The following is a 23581-nucleotide window of genomic DNA, read 5'->3' on the forward strand; positions in this document are numbered from 1 at the left end:
GTTTCATTGCCATCGCTTACAAAAGAATTTCTGGGCTATTCTGTTGACAGCTGGGGATTAAATGCTTCTGGATTTAGTTATGTAGTGCTTCCCGATGATATTACCAAGAAAAACCTTGAAACTCGTTTGGTCGATTTTGCTCATAAATATCTTACTGAAGGGGACACGAAACAGAAATACCTTCTTCAATCTTTGGAAGATATTCATTTCGATAATCGATTTAATGACGAAGCAGTTGAAAAATCCACGCTAATAACACTTGCTATACTTGGTGCTTTCATTCTAACTATAGCATGTATCAATTTTATTAATCTAGCGACAGCGTTGGCTATTAAAAAGTCTAAAGAGATAGGAGTTAGAAAAACGCTCGGTGCTGTACGTCAACAGCTCACGGTGTATTTTCTAGGAGAAACATTTGTTATAACCTTACTGGCCGTATTGCTCGCCCTGGGGGTAGTGGAATGGACTTTACCCCTGGTGAACAATTTCACGGGAAAACAAATGCCCGAATCACTGCTTGGACATCCTGGACTCCTTGCTTTTATCTTTATGCTACTCATCACAGTTACCTTACTCTCTGGGTTGTATCCAGGTCTTATATTATCGCGCTTCAATCCGGTTGACGTATTGAAAAATAAAATCACTGGTCAGGGTACTTCAGGTTCGTTGGTTAGAAAAGCACTGGTTGTTTTTCAATTTCTTATTGCCCAGGCGCTTATTATTGGCACTTTAATAGTTTCTGATCAGATGTCTTTCTTTAGAAATAAACCGTTAGGGTTTACAAAAGATGCTGTGATTAACGTGAGTATGCCGGAACATAAGGAGGCTACCCTTCGCGCATTAACGTCAAGGCTCCAGTTAAACCCGGAAATACTCAGTGTTTCTTACTCAATTGGTGCGCCCGTGTCAAACAACCATGTCAACTCCGGATATCGCTTAACCGATGCGCCGAGAGATCGGGTATATGACGTAGAGATAAAAATGGCTGACATCCATTACGGTGAGACCTATGGGCTTGAATTGGTAGCGGGCCGGTGGATAACTGAGGCGGAAGAACGCCTCTCATCAGACGAGCTGCCTGAAGAAGATCAGCATTATGCAGTAATTGTCAATGAATTTGCTGTAAGACAATTAGGATTTAAAAATCCAGACGAAATTATTGGTAAGCACGTAACACTTGGCTTAAATGATATTGATGCACCGGTTGTAGGCGTGGTAAAAGATTTTCATACTGCTTCGTTGCATAAAAGCATTGGCCCGGTAGTTATAGTCAACTTTCCTTATTTCTATTATGATGCCGGAATTAAAGTGAGTACAAGCAATCTAAGCGAGACACTTGCCTTTATAGAAAAATCATGGAACGAAGTGTACCCCGACTATTATTTTCAATACACTTTTCTCGATCAGCACGTTGCCAGTAGATACAAGCAAGAAGAACGTACATTTACGTTGTTTAAGATTCTATCAGCGTTATCAATATTTATTGGTTGCCTGGGTTTGTATGGTTTAATCTCTTTCATGGCAAACCAAAAGCTTAAAGAAGTTGGTATACGAAAAGTAATGGGGGCCTCAGTTACAAGCATCATCTTACTTTTTTCTAAAGAATTTATTAAGCTTATTCTCATTGCTTTCATTATTGCAGCCCCGTTATCATGGTACTTTATGCGTCAATGGCTTCAGAGCTTTCAGTACCATATAAACATACAATGGTGGGTGTTTGCAATAGGAATTGCAACTACAATGTTTATTTCTCTGGCTACTGTTAGTTATCGGGCCATTCGTGCAGCTATCATTAACCCAGTTACTACCCTGCGGTCTGAATAGTTTTATTCATAATGAGAGTCAGAAGTAAATGAATGGAGGTACATCGAGGTTGAAACGTTGTAAGCTTAGATTGCTAGGGTAGGAATAATTATAGCGGCTTTCCTGTAACGATTTCTTTGGAGGCTATTGAAGATAATATTAATCGATGGAGAAATGCTGGCTGGTGAGTTGCTTAAGAAAGTGGTCTATACGCTCACTGACGTTCAATGTTGAATGGAAGCGCTGATTTTTTCTTTTCTGCGCTTCTTAGTTTAATAATTGCCTGTAATTAACACTTTTTTACCTATTTAGAATTAATCACTGGCAGCTCGTAAGTCATTCAATTTTTAGCTTATTCCGTGTTAAGTAGCAACAGAGATGCATCGGTCTGTCTTCAGAGACCTATCAGTTGTCCTTCTGCCATCCTTCTGCCATCCTTCTGCCATCCTTCTGTCAACTTTCATAAAAAGGCCTTTTTAATGAAGAATAATTGAATTATCAGTGAAAAACAGCAGAATCAGTACTGATGCACGAAGCCAGGCAGCCGGTTCCTTGAAGGTAATGGAGCTTTGAAGTTAAAATCAAGTTTAGGGAACTAGAACAGTAAATACTAAAAGCTTTTGTATAGTAGCAAATGCCGCTAAAGTAAAATAGGCTATTGTACCTGCAATGAGTATGCGATCGGTTATTCAGCACCCTAACGCGCGGTCTGGTTGTCCCTTTGCAAGTACTATTTATTTAGGCACTCTTTTTTTAGCGGATTTTTAAAAACCTCTTTATGAAAGCTTCTCTTGCAGATCGAGCATCCAAGGGCGTTGTAACGCTATGTTTACCTCCCATTTCAATTTCATCTTTAGTCATTTTGTGTATTTTATTTAGTACATGCTTAAACAGCAATCTACTACACTATCACAATCGAGTTCAGAACACTTTTTAATAACTATTACAATTTAAAAATTAAAGTACCCTTATGAGAAAAAATGTACCCTCATGTATAACCAGTATTGGATACTGGTTATCAAAACTGTGTGTCTGCATTACTATTTTGTTAACAATTATCCATGCAGATTTAAAGGCGCAACCGGTTTTTGTAAAGCAGCTTGCTCCTGGAAGTAACAACTTTGTAAGTAACAATGGCTATCTCTATTATGCGTCCGGTGACAGTCTATGGAGATCTGATGGAACTCCCGGAGGAACTACATTGGTAAAAAAATTAGGTCAAACTATTTTCAGAATTAGTGAGATCAAGTCGCCAACGTCCGTTTTTATTATTACACAAAGTGGTGGAAGTCAAAGCTTATGGAGAAGCGATGGAACAAACACCGGAACGGTGATGGTCGGAACTTATAACACAATAACACCTTTAGCTGTATATAACGGTGAACTTTATCTAAGTATTAATGATGGCGTGCATGGTGTAGAACTATGGAAGCTGAGCTCAACAAATTCACTCTCGTTGGTTAAGGATATAAATCCGGGCAGTGGTAGTGGATATCTTGGGTCGATTACATACTATAACAATAGTTTGTTCTTTAGAGGCGGAACGTCAGCAGACGCTAATATTTGGAAAACTAATGGCACGGAGGCAGGAACGGTTGTAGCAGTTGATCTTCCTTTCAACGACTTTTATGAGTTGAAAGCCTCAGCCGGATACTTATACTTTGATAGGTCATATACAGACCCTGAAGATGAATTTTCACAAGTTGCCGAGCTATGGAGATCCCAAGGTACCCAGGCGTCTACACAGATGGTAAAGATTTGGGGTCCCGAATTTTCCCAATACAATGGTATAGGAACTTACATAGAGTTTAATGGAAAGACATATTTCATCAGAGCTCACGGAATTCCAGAAGAAGAGTTGTGGGTTACAGATGGGACTGATGCTGGGACCCAGATGGTAAGAAAAATAGTTACAGATGGATTTGTAGGTCCAATTCAAATTGTTCGTAACAATCTGGTATTCGCCGATGAAAGCCAAACCTTTGCAGGATACATATGGAAATCTGATGGGACAACTGCAGGGACATCGTCTTTTTATGATATCAAGGAACTGTTTGCAGATAATAATTATGCAGCTTGGTTAGATCTCACCCCTGCGGGTGACTTGCTGTTCTTTAATGATATAAGGTCTGAAGGTGAGGAAGCTGCACCGCAAGACTTGCAAGTATATCAAAGTGACTTAACCGCAGGTGGAACAAGGACACTTCAGGATATATACAATGTATCAATAAAAGGCACTGCTAATATCACAGCTTCCGAAGATAAAATCTTTTTCACTTCTTCAAACAATGAGGAAGGTTTCAGATTATGGTACTACGATCCATTTGCTGCACCATCACTTTGTAGTGGTACAGGTGGTGTAGTGCATGAGTTATGGAAGAATGTATCAGGCACTACCGTATCAACAATTCCTGTAAATACGACACCTGCGAGTACTTCTACGTTAAGTGTTTTCGAAGGTCCATCCAATATCGGCGACAAGTACGGTAGCCGTTATCGTGCCTTGTTATGTGTTCCGCAAACTGGTGATTACAGATTTTGGATTGCAAGCAATGACAATAGCGAGTTATGGTTAAGCACAACTTCAAGTGCAGCTGATAAAGTAAGAATTGCTTATGTAAATGGCGCATCCAATCCAAGACAATACAATAAATATGCAAGCCAGCAGTCCGCACTCATTCACCTTGAAAAAGGAAAGACTTATTATATAGAAGCGCTTCATAAGGAAGGTGTAGGTACAGATCATATTTCTGTTGGTATGCAATTGCCTGATGGTACACTTGAGCGTCCTATTACGGGCGCGCGTCTTATTCCTTATAAGGAAGAAAATAAAGCACCTATTGCTAATGTGTCCACTGATGAAATTGTTTACGCTGCACCTGCGAACGTTGATATTACATCAGAAGCTTCAGATCCTGATGGCGCTGTAGTGAAAGTAGAATTTTTCAATTCGGGCGTAAAAATCGGAGAAGATTTAACATCACCTTATAGTTTCCGCTGGGAGAATGTACCTGCGGGTACCTATTCTATAACTGCAGTGGCTACTGACAATGAAGGTGCTACTTCTATTCCTACTCCAACAGAAATTTACGTGGAAGGCTGCAGTGCAACAGGAACGATTTTAAGAGAGGTATGGAGAAATGTAAGTGGAACAAGTGTCTCTGATATTCCTGTTAATTCACCTCCATCTGAAACAAGTCAGCTTTCCATTTTAGAATCCCCTGGTAATATTGGTACTAAATACGGAACGAGAATAAGGGGTTATATCTGTCCTCCGGTTACTGGCGCATATTTGTTTTACATAGCGAGCAATGATAATAGTGAACTTTGGTTGAGCAGTAACTTTAATCCTGCGAATAAAGTAAGAATTGCATATGTAAATGGTGCTACGGAACCTCGTCAATGGAATAAGTACAGCAGCCAAGGATCGGTAGCAATCAATTTAGTACAAAACCAAACCTATTATATTGAAGTACTTCATAAGCAAGGTGTCGGAACTGACCATGTTTCAGTAGGCTGGAGGTTACCTGATGGAACGTTTGAACGCCCTATTGCAGGAAGCAGACTTTCTCCTTTCAATTCCTCTATGTCAGAGACAGGTATAGCAGCAACGGCATATTCGTTTTCTGAAACAGATGTTGACACTGACGGCGAAATAATTCTGGCGCCAAACCCAACAAACAAAAAGCCTGTTACACTTTTCCTTCCATCACTTGAACCGGGATTAACTAAAGAGCTAAAAATTGAAGTAACTTCATTGGTTGGATCTCTCTTGTACGCACAGACAATTTCATGTACAGAAGGATGTAATGAAGTGACCCTTGATATTACTGACAAACTCAGTGCTGGAGTTTATTTGGTAAATGGCGCTTTTAATGGAAAGCGCTTTACAAAACGACTAATTGTTAAGTAGCAAGAGTATTCGATTTATTAAAAAGGGATCAGTTTGATCCCTTTTTCAATTTATAGGTTATTTGGTGTTAATCAAAATACTGCTTAATAGGTGTATTTTCTATGTGAATGTATTAGGAAAAGAAGCTATTAGGACTAATACCTTACATCCTGGTCACCTTTTTACGCTATCTGGTACTTATACTTTAAATTTAAATGCCGCTTAAGGCATTTAATAAAAACACTCACTAACTACATAACAATGAAAATCACCCGATTCTTACTGCTTAGTGCAGTACTTTTTTTCGCATTCTCATGTTCTGATGACGACGAACCTAAATCTCAGGAACAGGAACTAGAGGAGGCAACCTTGAGCTTAAATAGTTCATCAAATGTTATTACAGCACCTTCGGCGATGTTAAGTTCTGATGATACTTATGCGCAAATGGCTGCGGCGTGGGTTCAATCTGCCAACGCAATGAGTCAATATCTTGAAATGATGGTAATACCACAGGGAGCTACAAAGTCCAGTACAAGAATTACGGCAAGTAACGGGCGCAGTGCTGAGAGTGGTGAAGTTCTTACTTATACTTGGAGCCATCCACAAGGTGGAAGCTATGCATATCAGGTTAGTAATACATCTACTAAATATGTATTTGAAATGTTTATAAAAGCAACTGGTAGTGCTAGTTGGGTTAAATATTTTCATGCAGAAGAGTTAAAGGATAGGAGTGAGGGATACATGAAAGTATTTGATGCGTACGGGATGACTGATAAGCCTGGCAATGCGCTTCTTCAGTATTCTTGGAAGCGCAACGGCGATAACTTTAAGATGCTAATAGACGACTACACGGGAGCATTTGTTATTGAATTAAATCTCAATGTTAAAACTAAGGCGGGAAATGTAATCTATATCATAGAAGGAAGTAAGACTTACGAAATGATTTGGGACGCTAAAGGAAATGGCGGATGGAAGTGGTTTGATACAGATGGATCTATTTTAGAGCAAGGTCAGTGGGAAGTTTAAATTTCAGGTTAAATAAAAAAGAGGCTGCTTAGCAGCCTCTTTTATTATTATAACTAGCCTAGCACTTAATGGCACAAAACACTAATCCTGTAACATTAAACCTTCAGCAACATTAAACCTCTTCTCAATAGTTTTTAGTCATCCAGATCGTCACTTCTGTTACCTATTCTGAAGCCAACGCCCACTGCAAAAGTCCATGCCCTGTGTTTTAATGATACAGTGTTATCGTTATCATTAAGATCACTAAATCCAAATCCATATCTTCCGTCTATTGTAAAAAACACGCCATTGCCAGGGGTTTGAATATCAATACCCGCTCCTACAAGGCCACTGATATCTGATTTTCTGACATCGTCTGTGTTTGCTTCCAGCGCAAGGCCAGATTGAGTATCTGTACTTTGAAAATCCAGATCAGTTCTAAATGCAAAGTTTGGTCCGAAAAGTATATGAGGGAAGATGATCTCGTTTGCGAGTGGTAATCGGAGTTTAGCCAACACAGGAACTTCGAAATAATTGATGCTGATGTTATCCCTTACATTGCCTGTTGTCACGTCTGCGCCACGTTCGGTAAGTAATAATTCTGGTTGTATGGCAATTACCGGTGCTAGCTGGAAGTTTAGGAATACACCTCCAAACCAACTTGTTCTCGAATCAATGTTATCAGCATCTGCGCCACGGAAGCTTGTTATTGCAAGACCTCCTTTAGGTCCAACTGAAAATCCAAATTGCGCGTTAGCAAAGTGGGAGGCAGTAAGCAAAAATAACATGATGGATACTGCAACAATTCTTTTTGTAAAACTCAGTTTCTTCATTTTGTAAACAGGTTATGTGATTTTAATTTTTGGTAATGCTTAGTTGTCTAAACAGCAGCCGACTGCTTAAAACAAACAGCCAGAACAGAAAGCTTTCTCACTCTACACTGGTATGGAATAATAAAGATTATGCCGCGCGAATTTTCTTTATGTTAAAAAACGGTTAAGTAACATATGAATAACTTATATGGTAATACAGGTACTTCTAAGCCCTTATTGCCTGCTTAAATTAAAGCAGGTATATAGTCCGTTGTTTGTATCATTAATGTCTATTGTTAGCGATGTTCATAGCGGCATTTTATCTATTACACAACAAAGAATGGTAGTTACGATAACACTGGTTATGCTGTAAACAGCTTCGCATAAACGGTAGCGGAACGGATGAATGTTGTCAATGCTAACGGCAGCAATGAGTGGTTCGTTCACGGCAATCATTGAGTTTGACTTGCTGTGACCTCATCTACAATGGTATTACAAATATGATTCATCAATGCAAATCGGATGCATGGTGCATGCCTTGAATGATCATAGACTTTGGGACAGTACGCTTAGAATTATTTACCATATTATGTGACTTGCCAAATGTCATGTGAGGATTAGAAAGGCATTTAAGTAATTACGCTTTTCTGTACCTTAATACCGACAAGGCTTTCGAATGATTTCCGTATAGCGCGGTATTGAAGTAATCAAGGTAAAATCTGAAAGACAGTTTTTCCCACGTGGGTAAAAACGCCCCACTCCAAAAGTAATTTTTACATGAAGTGAAGTATTTACATTTCCCTATAGTTAAATTTGTATTTACTTCTGAGAATGGATTCCACAGATTTAAAATTAAGGGAAAGGGTTAAAGAATTAAATTGCCTTTATGCAATTTCCAAAGTGGCCTGGGAGGCAAGCGAAGATATAGAGGTTATAGTAAAAAAGATTCTTGATATCGTGCCAAAGGCAATGCAATTTGCAGACCTAGCCGAGGCGAGTATTTGTATCGAAAATCAAACATACAATACCCCAGGTTTTAATAGGTGTAAACATTTTATTGAATCTCCTTTATCAAACGGCCGTAAAAAATATGGTTTTGTAAAACTGGGCTACCGAAAAAATGCCGGTACTGTGGCTCCTGTGTTTCTTAAGGAAGAGAAACATCTGATAACAGCGGTTGCGCAAGAGCTATCTTTATTTATTAAGCGTGCAGCAATTGAGAAGGACAAACAGAAGTTGCAGATACAGCTACAGCATGTAGAGCGATTAGCGTTTGTTGGAGAGCTTTCGGCTGGTATTGCACATGAACTCAATGAACCTTTGGGAAGGATTCTTGGCTTCGCGCAGCTTATAAAGAAAAGCGGGAGGTTAAACGAGCAACAGGGGGAGGATATTGAGCGGATTATTAAAGCTTCTCTATATACACGGGAGATCATTAAAAAGCTAATGATATTCTCAAGGCAAATGCCGCAGCAAATAGCCAAGGTAAACCTTAATGACATCGTAAATAATATTCTTTATTTTATTGATGTACGATTTCACAGCAGGGGTATCAACATAATTAAGGAACTTGATAAAAAGCTACCGGAAATAAAGGCGGATGAGGTTCAAATGAGCCAGGTGATGGTAAACCTGATCACCAATGCCGTATATGCTATGCCACATGGAGGAGATGTTACCATTAAAACATCCGTGAAGGGAAGTCAGGTTAGCCTTGTTGTAAAGGATTCAGGAACCGGAATGACAGCAGAAGTAAAGGAAAAGATTTTTGAGCCTTTCTTTACAACGAAGCCGGTAGGGCAGGGCACTGGACTGGGTCTTTCGGTGGTTCAGGGTATAATAGACGCGCACTATGGAAAGATCATGGTGACGAGTTCTCCAGGTAGTGGTTCTAAGTTTGAGATTTTATTACCAGTTAATCAGACGAGTAAGAGATGAAGAATAAGCAGGCTGTATCTTTTAAAATTCTTGTTGTAGATGATTCACCAGAAACAATTGAATTGATTAAAAGAAATCTGGAATCAGTAGGTTACGAAGTTTTTACTTCAAACAACGTTCAATCTGCTTTGAAACTTCTGCAATCTCTTCCTATAAACCTTGTTATTACTGACTTAAAAATGCCCGGTGAAAATGGAATGGAACTGGTGCGTCATGTAACTGAAAATTATAAAGGACTTGGAACCCTTGTAATAACTGGCTTCCCATCCATACAGGGGGCAATTGAATCTATTAAAATAGGCGCAGAGGAGTATCTTGTAAAACCATTTACGGATGAAGAGCTTTTTAAATCAGTAGAAAGAGTTCTTGGTAAGTCATTTAAGAATAAGAAGGAATCTTTAAAATCAATACCACAGACTTTCGGCATTATCGGTGAGTCGGAAGGAATGCTTAAGGTCTTTAACACGATAAGCAAAGCCAAGTCAACGCAGGCTACAGTGCTTATTAATGGCGAAAGTGGTACAGGAAAGGAGCTTGTAGCTAGGGCGTTGCATTATGGCGGACAGGCTTCTGCGGCACCTTTTGTACCAGTTAACTGCGGGGGCATACCCGATTCTCTTCTTGAAAGTGAATTGTTTGGTTATGTAAAAGGAGCATTTACGGGTGCCAGTGAAACACGTGCGGGCTTTTTTCAAACCGCCGATGGTGGTACCATTTTCCTTGACGAAATAAGTAATACAAGTCTGACGATGCAAGCAAAGCTCCTACGGGTACTGCAGGAAAAGGAATTCTACATGGTGGGTTCTAAAAAACCTATCAAAGTGAATGTAAGGATTGTTGCCGCAAGCAATGTCGATCTTATGCAACTCGTTAAGAAAGGCCTGTTCCGTGAAGATTTATACTATCGTCTCAATATCATTACAATAGATCTTCCTCCACTGAGAGAAAGGGAAAATGACATTCAGATTCTGTTAGATTACTTTCTCTCGAAATATGTAAAAGAGCTGGGTAAACAACCCATGCGCTTTACCCCTAAGGCAATTAAGGTGCTTAAAGAATATGCCTGGCCGGGTAATGTAAGGGAACTTCAAAACGTCGTTCATCGCCTTGTAATTATGGCAGATGAAAACACCATCGATGTTCCTGATCTTCCTGAAAACTTCCGGTTCTCTGCCTCTAAAACCAGAAGCCTTAATAAACGATTGGATGTAATTGAGCGCGAATACATACAGGATGTACTTTCTGCGAATAAAAATAACATTTCTCAAACTGCTCAAATCCTGGGCATAGACAGAAAAACATTAAGAGAAAAAATCAAGAAACTGAACGCCTGATTTTTGGTGGGGAGAATCTCTCCACCAGCACGAAAACGCTCCAATCTCTTTTTCAATTTTCTTCAAAATTGATTCAATTTCAAGGATTTTAAATGGTATAGCTTTTGAAATGCACGAACGGGGTAAACGTTATGCATTTGAATGATTTAGAAGAAATTGTTGTAAGAGAGCTGAGGAGTCTTTGCAGTAATTGTCTATACCGAAATACCTGTAGTTATCGCAATACTACAAAAAAGGTAATTATCCAGTGTGAATTACATGTACTTGATTTAGATACAAGTGACGATGCTCAGCCTAAGGGCTTATGTAAGTCCTGTGATACCTTCAACAGTTGCAAGTTGCCTGGCAAGAACACAGGTGTCTGGCACTGCCAGGAGTTTAAGTGAGAAGTTAATTAGGGAAATTATGCTTGGAAGTTCTCAAATAGGAAAGCAATTGAAAAACGGAAAGTGGAAAGAATTTAATAAGCATGCAATTTTAATTGCAGAGGGGTGGTACGCTAACGGTCTAAAGAATGGTCTTTGGAAAGAATATTATGATACGGGTGAGCTAATGATCGAGGAATATTACAAGCAAGGGATACAACATGGAAGGTTCGCTTCCTATCACCCCAATGGGCAGTTGTCGAGTGAGGGTCAGTACAATAATGGGAGAAGAGAAGGATATTTTAAGGTGTATGATGAAGAGGGCAGAAATGTTAGAACGCTTCTTTTTATTGATGACAACCAGGTTGAAGATCTAGAAGTGGTTGAAGTTAAAGTGGCAAGGTAGTGTGATGTAGTAATTTGGTAAGTCTGTAAAAGATTAAACAAAATATTAAAGATATAAAATGAATAAATGCGCGTGTAGCGATTGCCCATGAGAAAGAAGATATTATTGATTGACAACGATCAGCAGTTAAACAGGATCAATGAAAAAGTTTTACTTAGGTCAGGAATAGTAAGTCAATTGCATATTACAAGTAATTGCAGAGAGGCTATTGATTATTTAAGGTCGCGGGAAGAAAAAGGTTACCCCCTGCCTGACGTTATTGTGTTTGAAATCAACCTGCCATTTATGAATGGATTTGAGTTTATTGAGGCATTCAACAGCCTTCAAATAACAGGAAAGTCGAGAATAGCCCTGGTAGTATTCACCTCATCCAGTAACCCGCGTGATAGACAAAGGATGTTGGCAAAAGGAATCAGGCATTACATCAATAAGCCTTATCTTTTAACAAACCTGAGAGATATTGTGAACCGTCTAAGTGTTGACGAAATCGAAATGTATCCGAATGTAAATACTGCTACATACCGGTCAGTGTCTAACATGTAAGTCAAAGTATTAGCGCAAATCATTGAGATGGTTTTCAGATCTATTTCATGAACATTACAAGTTTACGCCTGAGCGTAACAATGCCGTAACTTGATGGCGTTAAAAAAGAGAGCAAACGATGGCTCTCTTTTTTATTTGGTATACCAACAAGTAACTACCAATTCCATAAAAGGTATCAGCACTTAATTCTCAGGATTAAAGGTATACGATTTTATCAGGAATAGAATCATATACATCTATGGGAGGCAACTACAGCGTAATACTATCATTTGTTTTCTTGGTGTTGGCAACAACGGATTTAAGTGGGCAAGTGCACGAAAGGCAAGGCTGGTTATTCTGGTCGCATGAGCAAACATTAACGAACAAATTGAAGTTATTTGGTGACTTACAACTGCGTTCGGCAGATGAGGCTAAATACCTTGAAACACTGTTGGTAAGGCCCGGGCTTACTTATGTCGTTAACGACAACGAAGAGCTTACTGTTGGCTACACACTATTTGCTAATTGGGAAATGGAGGAGGATAAAAAGGTGTATGAGCCTGAGCATCGCATCTGGGAACAATACCAGGTAGAAATGAAATTAGGAAGTAACACTTTATCGAATAGGATTCGTCTTGAACAGCGGTTTCCTGGGCAATCGCAATTTTCACAGCGGTTGCGTTATTATATTAAGTTGAAAATTCCGGTTTTCGAGTCAAGGTACTTTACTGCCATTCAAAATGAGATTTTTCTTAATGTTCAGAATAAGGAAGTTATAAATAATCACCTATATGATCAGAACAGGTTATATGGTGGAATAGGGTATGAGTTTACCAAGGAGATCGACCTTGAACTGGGATACATGTTCAGGTATCAGATCGAAAAAGAATCAAATGTAGTTAGCCACATCCTTCAGCTAACAATAAGTACAAATTTTTAGAAGAGGTGAGTGTAGAAAAAAGAAGAGTCGTTACGAATGGCAACGACTCTATGAAAAGGAATTTAGTCTATGATTCCTTTGGTTCCATGGCAGCCTGGTAGTTGATTTTGCTTTCGGCAATTTGAGTGAGAAGCGAATCTGTTTCTTTCTCTTCTGCCAAAGTTTGTTGCAAAACTTCAGCTGCATCATTTAGGCCGATAGTTTGAGCGAGGGTTACTAAACCTCCGTAAGTAGCAATTTCATAGTGCTCTGCCTTCTGAGCTGCGAAAATCAATCCTACATCGCGTTGTGATGTTCCTTCTTCAGTCTCATCAATGATCTCTTCACCTTCCTCAGCAATGCCGGCCATTGCAGGGCATTTTTGAGTTTCTGCTTCTTCACCAATTAATGAAAACACTTCCTTGATTCTCTCTACGTGTGTTTTAGTTTGTTCAAGATGTGTTGCAAAAGCCTGTTTCAGTTCATCGTTGGTCGCAGCCTCCTGTAGCTTGGGAAGTGTTTTCACAAGCTTTTTTTCTGCCCATAAAATATCCTGTAATTGATGAACAAAGAATTCTTTCAATTTAGAATCTGCTGCTGTTCCTGAATTTGTCATTGTTGCCATAATAATATGATTGTGTTTTAATCGCGTTGGAGGTGTGACTACTTCTATGCCTATACTTTTTAATTGAAGGTATCTTCAATACCTTATTTATTTTAAAATTCGGAGAAGAATGATTTATAGGAGTTCAATCGCCATATGCAGAATTGAATTACAAGACCAAAGGGACATGATTTCTATGTTAATTTTAAATAGCAAAATCGAGTACTAACAGGTAAGACAAAATATTCCACGGTGTGTTCAAAATGCTGCACACAAATGGTAATGTGTGCAGCCGGATTAAATGTTATTTGCTCTCTCGCACCAGCCAAATGGTGTCACTGGCGTCATCTGTAATCAGCAGATTACCTTCTTTTGTTACCGCTGTCGCTACCGGACGTCCATACACTTCACCTTTCTCTGCATCAGCAATAAATCCTGTAACGAAGTCCTCCGCCGGCCCGGCAAGCTTTCCGTTTTTGAATGGAACGAAAGCAACCCTGTATCCTGTAAAGGCAGATCTGTTCCATGATCCATGTTGTGCTATAAAAGCGCCGCCTTGGTATTTCTCCGGAAGCTGTTTTTGTTCGTAAAAGACAATTCCCATAGAGGAGCTGTGGCTATCCAGCGGTAAGTCAGGTACGATGGCTTGTTGGACAAGTTCTGGTTTTTGATCTTCTTGTTTTATGCGTGGGTCGATATGCTGTCCGAAATATGAATACGGCCACCCATAGAATCCTCCTTCTTTCGCTTGCGTGAGATAATCCGGAACCAGGTTGTCACCGAGTTCATCTCTTTCATTTACAACAGTCCAAAGCTCACTAGTGCCAGGGAGGATATCCATGCCGACCGGGTTTCGTAGCCCGCTTGCAAAGATACGTTTGCCTGTTCCATCAGGATTGATCTCAAGAATGTTGGCTCTAAATTGTTCTTCTTGTATTCCGTGTTCAGCTACATTGCTGGCGGAACCAACAGAGACGAATATTTTCGATCCATCATTGTTCGAAATGAGATTTCTCGTCCAGTGATTGTTATATCCACCAGCAGGTAAATCGAGAATCTTCTCTCCTTTAGCATCTATTCTAGTATCGCCATCTTTATATGGATATCGAAGAATGCCGTCTGTATTGGCAACATAGAAATAGTTGTTCAGTATGAGCATTCCGAAAGGTTGGTTGAGACCGGTAATATAGGGCGTTTGAACTTCGGGTTTCCCATCGCCGTTGTTGTCGCGAAACAAATACACTTGGTTTAAACTGCTTTGGGTGTGCTGCGATTCATTGCGGCCTGAAATCTCGTCTGTAATTTTCTTCTTGATGCCTTTGCTTTCAGTATTTGCCAAGGCAACAAAAATGTCGCCGTTAGGAGCGACATAAATATTTCTCGGGCTTTTAAGACCACTTGCAAATTTCGTAATACTTAATCCCTCCGGCACTGTAGGTGTTTTTCCTTCTGGCCAGCCTATTACCTTACTGTATTTTACAGCTGACTCCTTTTCATTAGGAGGTGGGAGGTTGATTGTTGCTTTATAAGTGTTTACAGTAACTGTGTCAGTCGATACATTCCCCGCCGTGTCGTTTTTAGATTGTTTGTTACAGGAGATAAGTGAAATTATGGAGATTGTTAAAATTAAGTGAAATGAAAACCTCATAGTTACAGTCTTTAAAATTTGTCTTTAATAGTTAGAGCATCAACAGCGGCCACTAAACATCATCAGGCTTATCGGCTCGGCCAGTAAGAGAAGAATATTCTGTAGCTTTGTTATTTTGAGCTTCTGTGGATTAAAAACTGATGCCACTGTATTAAAAAAAGAAAAGGCTCTTTGCAGAGCCTTTACTAACAACCAGCCTAATTATACAACCAAGGCAAAAGCATTGACGTCAACGCATTGAAGTTGCTGTATGAATTTTATTACCTGTCGACCTTTTATTGTGATGACTTCTCGTGATGATGGAGTCAAGGGAGTATTTACCGCTTCCTTTGATAATAAGAAATAGGAGCGCAGTGATCAGAAGTGTGTAAATCTCGTATTGCTTATAGAGCAATAATGCTAATGTTTGAACAGGTAGAAAGTGAAGACTGATAGCGGTGCAAAGTACTGCAGCTGCGATCTTGCCAAAAATACCAGCGATAATAAGTAATAGGGCGAGAATCTCTATGATGATGACGCCGTAATAAAAGACTTTCTCGAAAATTGAAATGTCCTGTACGTGCGATTCATAAATAATTAAATGATCGTAAACATGTTTCCATTCCTCAATGCAATGAGGGATTAACACAAGCGCTACTCCTACACGAAATATAATGTTGATTTCGCTATTTGTTGTTTTACAAATTTCCTTCCAGTTGCTCATTGAATGATCGTTTATGTTTCTAATCCTAATTTCCGCTTTAAACATGCCGCGCTGTGGGGATAACATTGCTTGTCAAACTTACAATCCATTATGGTTAATTTGAATGTTGCATGTTTAACAATTTGTTAAGGAAAGAAGAAGGAATTATAATAGACGTAACCAGGCCTTATTAACAGTTGCTACTGCTAATGGCTGCAAGTTGTAGTCACTACCTTTCATATAATTAGTTCATCATCTATGTTTAGAAAACAACCACAGAGATAAATAGCAAGACAGTAAAGATAGGTTTTAGGTAAATAGTATAAGTTTGTTGTTATGCTGTCATTTAAGCATGAGGTATTCCTTGAGGTTGCCCGCCAGTTAAGTTTTACAAAGGCAAGTCAGATTCTCTACATTAGCCAGCCTGCTATTACCAAGCACATTCAGCAATTGGAGGAGCAGTACAATACAAGTTTATTTGAAAGAAAAGGCAACCTGATCTCCCTTACAGAAGCAGGGCAAATATTGCTTGAGTTTTTACAACAGGCAAAGTCAATTCAAAGACAATTGGAATATGAGATTCATACTTACCATAATCAGCACAATGCGAAAGGCGAATTAAAGCTCGGTGCCAGCACTACAGTTGCACTTTACATCATTCCTTCGATATTGTCAGGGTTCAGGCAGAAGTATCCAGGCATTCATATCAGTCTTTTGAATCGTAACTCCGAAAATATTATGAAGGCGTTGCTGGAACATGAGATTGACATGGGCATTATAGAGGGGAAGAACAAGATCTCAATGGTGAACAGCGAGCCCTTTCTGGCTGATGAGGTGATACCTGTTTGTTCAGCGCGCAGCTACCTGGCTAAAAAGATTAGATACGCAGTCAAAGATCTTACTGATATGCCTGTCGTGCTTCGTGAAAGAGGATCAGGTACACTTTCGGTAGTAAAGCAGACATTGGCAAATCACGGTATAAAACTGTCAGACTTAAAAATCACTATGCGCCTGGGCGGTACGGAAGCATTGAAAAACTTTGTTCTTGCTGATGATAGTCTTGGTTTCCTTTCCATGAAGGCAGTATCGAAAGAGTTGGCATCAGGTGAAATGGTAAGACTTTATATTGACGGGCTAACGATGGTAAGACAGTTCTACTTTATTCAGCGCCACGGTGAAGATAACCAGGGCCTTAATCAGGCATTTATCAAATTTTCAAAGAGCCATTATAACATAAAGTTATAATGCATAACTATTTCATATTAGGCTTTCACTAAAGGGCATTCTACATTCGCTCGTACTAACAGCCATAATGATGAATACCACAACGCAAAAAAGAATGTCCCGAATTTCATTTTTGCAATGTTCTGTATGTGATAAAACGTACCCTATTGAAAAGATTAATACTTACGCTACCTGTGACCGTTGTGAGAAGTCACCCCTTATATGTGAGTATACGCTTCTCTCTGGTTTGGCTAAGTGTAATATCGACCAGAATGAGCGCTCAATGTGGCGTTACTTCGAAATGCTTCCCGTGCTTGATAAAAAGAACATAGTGAGTTTGGGAGAGGGGTGGACGCCTTTGCTTTCACTACCACGACTGGGAAGTTGGATGGGTGTACATAAACTTTTGTTAAAAGACGAGTCTCTAAACCCTACCGGGTCGTTTAAAGCAAGGGGATTAAGTATGGCAATATCTAAAGCAAAGGAGTTAGGGATAACAGAATGTATCACTCCTACTGCAGGCAATGCAGGAGGAGCAATGGCTGCATATTGCGCAAGTGCCGGCATGCGGGCTACTGTAGTTATGCCACGACACACACCTCAGGCGTTTAAGACGGAGTGTCAATATTTTGGTGCTACGCTTATAGAAGTAGAGGGATTAATCAGCGATTGTGCGAAGAAAGTTGCTGAGCTTAATGTAGAAGGGCGGTTCTTTGACGTGTCTACAATGAGAGAACCTTATCGTCTTGAAGGCAAGAAGACAATGGGATATGAAATTGCCGAGCAACTGGGTTGGCGATTACCGGATGTAATCCTATATCCTACTGGCGGAGGCACAGGATTGATCGGTTTGTGGAAGGCATTTTCAGAGATGATCGAATTAGGATGGATAGAAAATAAAATGCCGCGCCTTGTGGCAGTACAAACCGAAAATTGCAGGCCTGTTGTAAACAACTTCTTTGATGTAGACAATGCACCGGAAGCAAAGGCAAGCATAGCAAATGGCCTTTCAGTGCCCTTTCCTTTTGCACGCAAGCTAATACAACGTGTTTTGAATGAAACCAATGGCACTGCCATTGCTATTGAAGAGGATGAGATTATACCTGCAGTGAAAGAAATCGCATCTAAAGAAGGGTTATTTGTTTCGCCTGAAGGAGCCACGTTAGTGCCCGCATTAAAGAAACTTTTGGCTTCAGACCAGGTTCACCCGGAAGAAGAAATACTACTATTAAATACGGGTACGGGTTATAAGTATATCGAATCTTTTTAATGATTTAAAAACTAAAGCCAGCAGGTAGAACTGCTGGCTTTAAAGCTATATTTTAAATCCCAATGATACATTTATGCTTCTTCCATCAGAGGGCCATACACCTGGACCTGGATAGAAAGAAGGACGTTTTGTAAAATAATGCTTATCGAGTACGTTGTTAATATTCACTTTTGCAATGATATTCTTAGATATAAATAACGTGCTGTTGATATCAAGAAGGGCATAGGAAGGCACAATACCTACAGCTCCTGTTGAAGATGGCAGTTTCGTATTCAGTGGATCAGCATAGCTTTCTCCTAAATAGCTGTAAAGAAAAGAAAGACTTGCAATAGGGATACGAAAACTGAGTCCATTTCTAGTGATAATTTCGGGAGCGCTTTCTACGTTGTTGCCACTTATATCAACATTCTTATCTCCTGCGCGAACGTGTGCCGACTCGTACTCTGCATTCATAAATGCGGTAGATGTAAATAATGATACGCTGAGGTATTCACCTAAAGGAACATTGTATTCAATAAATATTTCTGCACCTCTCGTTTTTGAATTGCCGATGTTAGTTCTATAAAGTATAAAAATGCCATCCTGATCAGTTGTTGCCTGGCTCCCCAGACGGTTGTTATACTGAACCTGAAATACGCCAACATCCCAACGAAGATATTTTAAAGTGCCGCGGTAGCCTGCTTCGAAATTATAGCCTTCGGCATCTTTTATATCTTTATCTACAGTTTCGTATACAGATGCGGGAATGATGTCTTTAAATATAACCGGTCTGTAAGCTTGTGACCAACCTGCATAGAACCCAGAATTGTTGTTGACGTGGTATTGGGTGCTTATCCCGAACAAAGGAAACTTGTGTGAAATGGTGTTGGGTATATCGTTAACATCATAGTAGGAAATTGTGCCGTACATTTCTGACTCACCTATTTCAACTCTTACACCAGGGTTAATGGAAAGCTCTTCAGATAATTTAAAATTGTTCTCCACGAATACAGCGATGTTGTTTGTCTTGAAATGTAAGTCCCTTCCCCAGCCAGGTTGAGAAAGTGAAAGATCAAAACCAGTTCCTGTTGTTCCCTTGCCTAGCTGCTGGCGGTTAAGATCGTTTCTCATTACCTGTATTCCGCCAATGAATGTGCTGTGGTTGTTTAGGAAACGATAAGTATGCGCTGCTCTTAATTCAGTTGTAAAACTTTTGAAATGATCTACATCTACTTGGCGTGCCGTGTAAGTTAATGTGGTGGGATCTATTGCATCTTTTACATCAGCAGGTTTATCCAATTGTACACTGTTTCTGTCGCCCAGTAGAGCGGAGGTAATAAGTTGCAGGTTTGTGTGTGAAGAGATGCGCCATTCTGCTTTGAGCGATGGTACGTATATTTCCGGGTTGAAGTAGTTTCTTGATCTTGTTGAAGCACGTGGATTTGCATGGAACATACTATCAGTAAGCGGTCCTGGTATCTGATAGAGATAATTGGACCTGCTTAATTCTCCTGTAATCTTTAAACTTTTAGAAGCCTCATATACAAGCATTACAGATTGTGCGTCATAATCTGATGCACTGTTGTCCCGATATCCATCTGATTTGCGTTTTGAATAATACGCATAGTATTGAAATTTGCCGATCGTTCCACTTACGGCATTGTAGGTAGAAAGTAGTCCAAAAGAACCTGTGGCATTAATACTTTCAAATGATAAAGCTTTGGTAGTATCAGGTTGTTTGCTTATATAGTTAAGGAGCCCGCCAAACTGAGCACCGTATTGCAGTGATCCGGTACCTCGGACAAGTTCGATTCGTTCGACTGCTTCCATCGGCATGCTGTAGTGGCTTGCCGGATAGCCATACATATCCGAATTTGTTATGGCCCCGTTTCGTCTGATGTTGAACTCCCAGCCTCTATGCGGGTCAAGCCCGCGGGTAGAAATGTTAACTTGATTTCCGCTGCCATCCATGTCATAAACAAAGACGCCGGGTACTTTCGCGAAAATCTGCCGTGCTGTTTTCTCAGCAACGTTGGCATCCAGGTTTTGTACTTCAATCACTTCATTCTTTTTGCCTGACCATAAGTATGTTTTATCGAGATCAGGAAGACGGTCGATCGTTTTTATATCAGCTTGACTGAAAATAGTTATTTCCTTTAAGCGGTGTGTTTTGACGGAATCTGTTTGTGACTTTGCAGCAATACAACAAAGCGTAAATAGTATTACGTAGAGTTTTTTCATAAATAAAACAATAGTTAGGTAATGAGATGGTACGATCACTTGTAAAGGATCGAAATCAATAAAAAGAACTATTGTTTATACCTGCGGAGGACGATCAAGTGATTTAATGCAATCAAAAAAGTAGATGTTGGTATAGCATGGCTGCGCTGCTATGTTTACGGGATATCTTACAGATGTAATTTCAAGAGCGATAGATGTTTCGAAATCCTTTAAAAAGATATTGGCGGTTTTAGAGGACGACTTGGAGTTGATGGGTTTATCGGTGAGGGTAGAAGCAAGATCTTCAATGGCGTCTTTAATTACAGTTCCTTTTTTATCTTTTACACAGACAATATACAACGTGTCGTTATATAATTTCTGCTTTACCAGTCGGTAAACTTCTCCTTCGTAATTGAACTTCCCATCAACACGCTCGTAATTCTGTTGACCAAATGAGTACGGTAATGCCAACGGTATTTTCAGTGTTATTGCATCGCTTCCGGCGTACACCTCATCATTAAGACGCGATGCAATATGTTTATTGTTAAGAATTTCAAGGTGCGAGAATAAGCCATAGAACCCAACTATGTTCAGCAGGTGAATAAAAATGAGGACTATGGCTAATATGCGTTTCAAATCTTCGAATAAGCAAGAAGGCTCGAAAACTAGCAACTATATCATATTTGTCAAAACATTAAAAGAAGAACGAGACGCCTGCCTTAATAAAAAATGGATCGCCCGGTGTGAAGGCCAGTTCTGATAGGCCTTGTCTTTCACCTGGCAGTCGTGTTTCCGTATCGAACTGTGCCTCATTCCATTCTCTGTTTAGTAGGTTTGATGCATTTAAGGAAATCTCATAGGCCGGCCTTGTATATGTTAAAGCAGCATCGAGTAGAAAATATCCTTTAGCGGTTACTGAGTTATCTTCGTTGGCTGGCCTGTTGTCTACATGCCGATATCGTAAGCTTGCACGCAAACCGTTTTTAAGACTGGTGGTAATTCCACCGATGCTGGTAAAAGTAGGTGCGAGCGGAATGTAATTTTCTCCTTCAGGATCGTCAATAGATCGGCCATGAGAATAGTTTCCGTCAAAGTCAATAAAGAGCCAATCCGCTGCCTGGTAGCGTAATGACAAGTCTATACCGTAGCGCTGCGTTTTTCCGCTTGGCTCTACTACAGCTTCATCACCAACGTAAACAAATTCCTGATCGAGCTTCAATTGCCAAAGTGCTGCGTTCAACAACAAGTTCCTTAAAGGTTTGGCAAACACACCAAGATCGGTTCCGTAAGCTTTTGGGAGAATTTCATGCCCTCTTTGTGACACTACTACCCGGGTATCATTAGAGTGAAAACCAATTCCATTTTTGAAGTAGATCTGAAAGTCAGGGTTGATGTTATAATAAACATTTAGCTTGGGACTTATAGCTGTTTTTGACTGCGATTGTCTGTTGTAAAGGCTATCCAGCTTGTTGGAATGCTGGAATGAAAAAGCATCGACACGTAAGCCTGCATTAAGGCTCAGCTTTTGTGTAAGATTGAGCATGGCATCAGTATACACGTTTGCGTTTATCTGGTCAACATCTCCTAATGCTATCGCGTTAAGAAAAGTATAGCGGGCCTTAATGTGCGACAATTCTATATTGGAAATGTCGTCGTAACGAATGCCCACCCCGCTTTCAAAACGCAGTGGTTTACCTCCTATTAATAATTCTTTCTGATAGGTTCCCATATACCCGTAAATGTCGCGACTCTCTTTTTGTTTGATGGCATCACCATTAATTGAATCATTTAGAAAGTATGTGAAGTTAGAGTATAGTTCGAAGTTATAATGAGAGAAGTAGACCTGGTTTTTGAAACGTGAACCATCTTCAAATACTTTGGTGAGCGAGACGTTGACATTATTTCTTCCCGTAAATCCTCCTTCAGTATTATCAATAGCACCGAATCTGCTTATAAGACCTGATGTAACGGCGCGTTCTGAGATTTGCCCGGAGGCATCCCATTCGCTTTTAAAAGCTGAGAGGCTAACACTTAAGATCTTATCATCGGCAATTAATCCATTAAATTTGCCAAAAAGGTTGAGCCTGTTAAAGTTCTGCGGACTTTCGAACGGACCATTGGTATAGTAGTACTCAGCGCTTACGTAAGCATTCTGATTTCTATCATTTTTACCCAGCAAATCGAGCATGGCTACTGTTCTATAGGTGTCGAATCTTCCTGCTTCAAATTTTACACTGCTGCGATCGATCGAATTTTTGGTGTGGAAGTTTGCATACCCGGCTGTATTGAAATCTCCAACCCTGCTGTAGTAAGGGCCTTTGTTGAAATCAACATAGTCAATTAATTCAGGCGTTACAAAGTGCAGGTCAGCATAACCCTGGCCATGTGCATGTGATACCATGTTTACAGGCATCCCATCAACAGTAAGTATTATATCAGTACCATGGTCTATATCAAAACCTCTCAAAAAGATTTGTTCGGCTTTTCCTCCACCTGCATGTTGCGCAGTAACGACGCCAGGAATCATTCTCAGTACATCCTGTGAAGATTTTAAAGGACGCAGCCCGATATCAATCTTATTGATAGATGTCATAGTGTGTTCAGTAGAATAGGCGCCTGTAATTGTAACCTCATCAAGGCGAAGCGTTGAGGGAGTTAATTTGATTATAAGTGTTTTTGTTTCTTCTCCATTTACGGTAAGGGTAGTTGTATAGGCCTTATAGCCAATAAAACTTATTTTGATGGTGTAGTTGCCATCTTCAAGGCCATCGAAACGGAAATTTCCAAACTGGTCCGTGGAAGTAATAGATTCGTTATTAAGGATTACAGAGGCACCGGTAAGGCGTTCTGCTGTTAAAGAGTCAGTAACGGTGCCTTTGATGAGGTTCCCGTGTGCAAAAGCAATATTTGCGGACATCAGAATGAAAAAGATGGAGGTAAGGGTGTTATAAGCCAGGT

At 39.9% G+C, this 23581-nt stretch carries 17 protein-coding genes; 10 read left to right on the forward strand and 7 right to left on the reverse strand.

Annotated features, from left to right (window positions below):
• From KK060_RS21795 to KK060_RS21805, 3 genes are all read left to right on the forward strand, one after another.
• Window positions 1-1824: ABC transporter permease (locus tag KK060_RS21795; RefSeq protein ID WP_254156482.1), on the forward strand; the 1824-nt coding region annotated here is incomplete at its 5' end.
• A 949-nt stretch (window positions 1825-2773) separates the two neighbouring features.
• Window positions 2774-5716: a PA14 domain-containing protein gene (locus tag KK060_RS21800; RefSeq protein ID WP_254156484.1), complete on the forward strand. Its 2943-nt coding sequence runs from the start codon at window positions 2774-2776 to the stop codon at window positions 5714-5716.
• A 240-nt stretch (window positions 5717-5956) separates the two neighbouring features.
• On the forward strand, window positions 5957-6721 hold the full coding sequence (locus KK060_RS21805) for a hypothetical protein (protein ID WP_254156486.1): 765 nt from the start codon (window positions 5957-5959) through the stop codon (window positions 6719-6721).
• A 134-nt stretch (window positions 6722-6855) separates the two neighbouring features.
• Here KK060_RS21805 and KK060_RS21810 read toward each other — a convergent pair whose 3' ends face one another.
• Window positions 6856-7533 carry a porin family protein gene (locus KK060_RS21810; RefSeq protein ID WP_254156488.1) on the reverse strand — a complete coding sequence of 226 codons (678 nt, stop codon included), beginning with the start codon at window positions 7531-7533 and terminating at the stop codon, window positions 6856-6858.
• An 810-nt stretch (window positions 7534-8343) separates the two neighbouring features.
• Between KK060_RS21810 and KK060_RS21815 the strand changes: the two genes are divergently transcribed.
• From KK060_RS21815 to KK060_RS21835, 5 genes are all read left to right on the forward strand, one after another.
• On the forward strand, window positions 8344-9450 hold the full coding sequence (locus KK060_RS21815) for a sensor histidine kinase (protein WP_254156490.1): 1107 nt from the start codon (window positions 8344-8346) through the stop codon (window positions 9448-9450).
• Window positions 9447-10784: a sigma-54-dependent transcriptional regulator gene (locus tag KK060_RS21820; RefSeq protein ID WP_254156492.1), complete on the forward strand. Its 1338-nt coding sequence runs from the start codon at window positions 9447-9449 to the stop codon at window positions 10782-10784. The genes KK060_RS21815 and KK060_RS21820 overlap by 4 nt, the downstream gene beginning before the upstream one ends.
• A 285-nt stretch (window positions 10785-11069) precedes the next feature.
• The gene (locus KK060_RS21825) at window positions 11070-11555 is read left to right on the forward strand and encodes a toxin-antitoxin system YwqK family antitoxin (protein ID WP_254156494.1); all 486 of its coding nucleotides are present in this window, start codon (window positions 11070-11072) and stop codon (window positions 11553-11555) included.
• Between the two features lie 87 nt (window positions 11556-11642).
• Complete coding sequence (locus KK060_RS21830) at window positions 11643-12098, forward strand: response regulator (protein ID WP_254156496.1); 456 nt, start codon at window positions 11643-11645, stop codon at window positions 12096-12098.
• Window positions 12099-12336: 238 nt separating this feature from the next.
• Window positions 12337-13017, forward strand: a complete 681-nt coding sequence (locus tag KK060_RS21835; RefSeq protein ID WP_254156498.1) for a DUF2490 domain-containing protein — start codon at window positions 12337-12339, stop codon at window positions 13015-13017.
• A 67-nt stretch (window positions 13018-13084) separates the two neighbouring features.
• On the opposite strand, the gene KK060_RS21840 is transcribed toward KK060_RS21835, so the two are convergent.
• The 3 genes from KK060_RS21840 to KK060_RS21850 all read right to left on the reverse strand — a co-directional run bounded on the left by KK060_RS21840 (window position 13085) and on the right by KK060_RS21850 (window position 15951).
• On the reverse strand, window positions 13085-13621 hold the full coding sequence (locus KK060_RS21840) for a YciE/YciF ferroxidase family protein (protein WP_254156500.1): 537 nt from the start codon (window positions 13619-13621) through the stop codon (window positions 13085-13087).
• 283 nt (window positions 13622-13904) lie between these two features.
• Window positions 13905-15248, reverse strand: a complete 1344-nt coding sequence (locus tag KK060_RS21845) for a PQQ-dependent sugar dehydrogenase (protein WP_254156508.1) — start codon at window positions 15246-15248, stop codon at window positions 13905-13907.
• 229 nt (window positions 15249-15477) lie between these two features.
• Window positions 15478-15951, reverse strand: a complete 474-nt coding sequence (locus tag KK060_RS21850; RefSeq protein WP_254156514.1) for a DoxX family membrane protein — start codon at window positions 15949-15951, stop codon at window positions 15478-15480.
• 315 nt (window positions 15952-16266) lie between these two features.
• Here KK060_RS21850 and KK060_RS21855 point away from each other — a divergent pair, with 315 nt between their 5' ends.
• Together KK060_RS21855 and KK060_RS21860 are read left to right on the forward strand one after the other, a co-directional pair.
• Entirely contained in the window at window positions 16267-17175 is a 909-nt protein-coding gene (locus tag KK060_RS21855; protein ID WP_254156517.1) for a LysR substrate-binding domain-containing protein, read from the forward strand.
• 94 nt (window positions 17176-17269) lie between these two features.
• Window positions 17270-18424, forward strand: coding sequence for a threonine synthase (locus KK060_RS21860; protein WP_254156519.1), 1155 nt, complete (start codon window positions 17270-17272; stop codon window positions 18422-18424).
• A gap of 45 nt (window positions 18425-18469) precedes the next feature.
• Here KK060_RS21860 and KK060_RS21865 read toward each other — a convergent pair whose 3' ends face one another.
• From KK060_RS21865 to KK060_RS21875, 3 genes are all read right to left on the reverse strand, one after another.
• Window positions 18470-20644, reverse strand: a complete 2175-nt coding sequence (locus KK060_RS21865) for a TonB-dependent receptor family protein (RefSeq protein ID WP_254156521.1) — start codon at window positions 20642-20644, stop codon at window positions 18470-18472.
• 75 nt (window positions 20645-20719) lie between these two features.
• Window positions 20720-21259, reverse strand: a complete 540-nt coding sequence (locus KK060_RS21870; RefSeq protein WP_254156523.1) for a hypothetical protein — start codon at window positions 21257-21259, stop codon at window positions 20720-20722.
• Window positions 21260-21317: 58 nt separating this feature from the next.
• Window positions 21318-23581 (reverse strand): TonB-dependent receptor (locus KK060_RS21875; RefSeq protein WP_367397532.1); only part of this gene is annotated, 2264 nt, incomplete at its 5' end.

The organism is Chryseosolibacter indicum, assembly GCF_018598585.1.
In the GTDB taxonomy this organism is placed as follows: Bacteria; Bacteroidota; Bacteroidia; order Cytophagales; family Cyclobacteriaceae; genus Chryseosolibacter; species Chryseosolibacter indicus.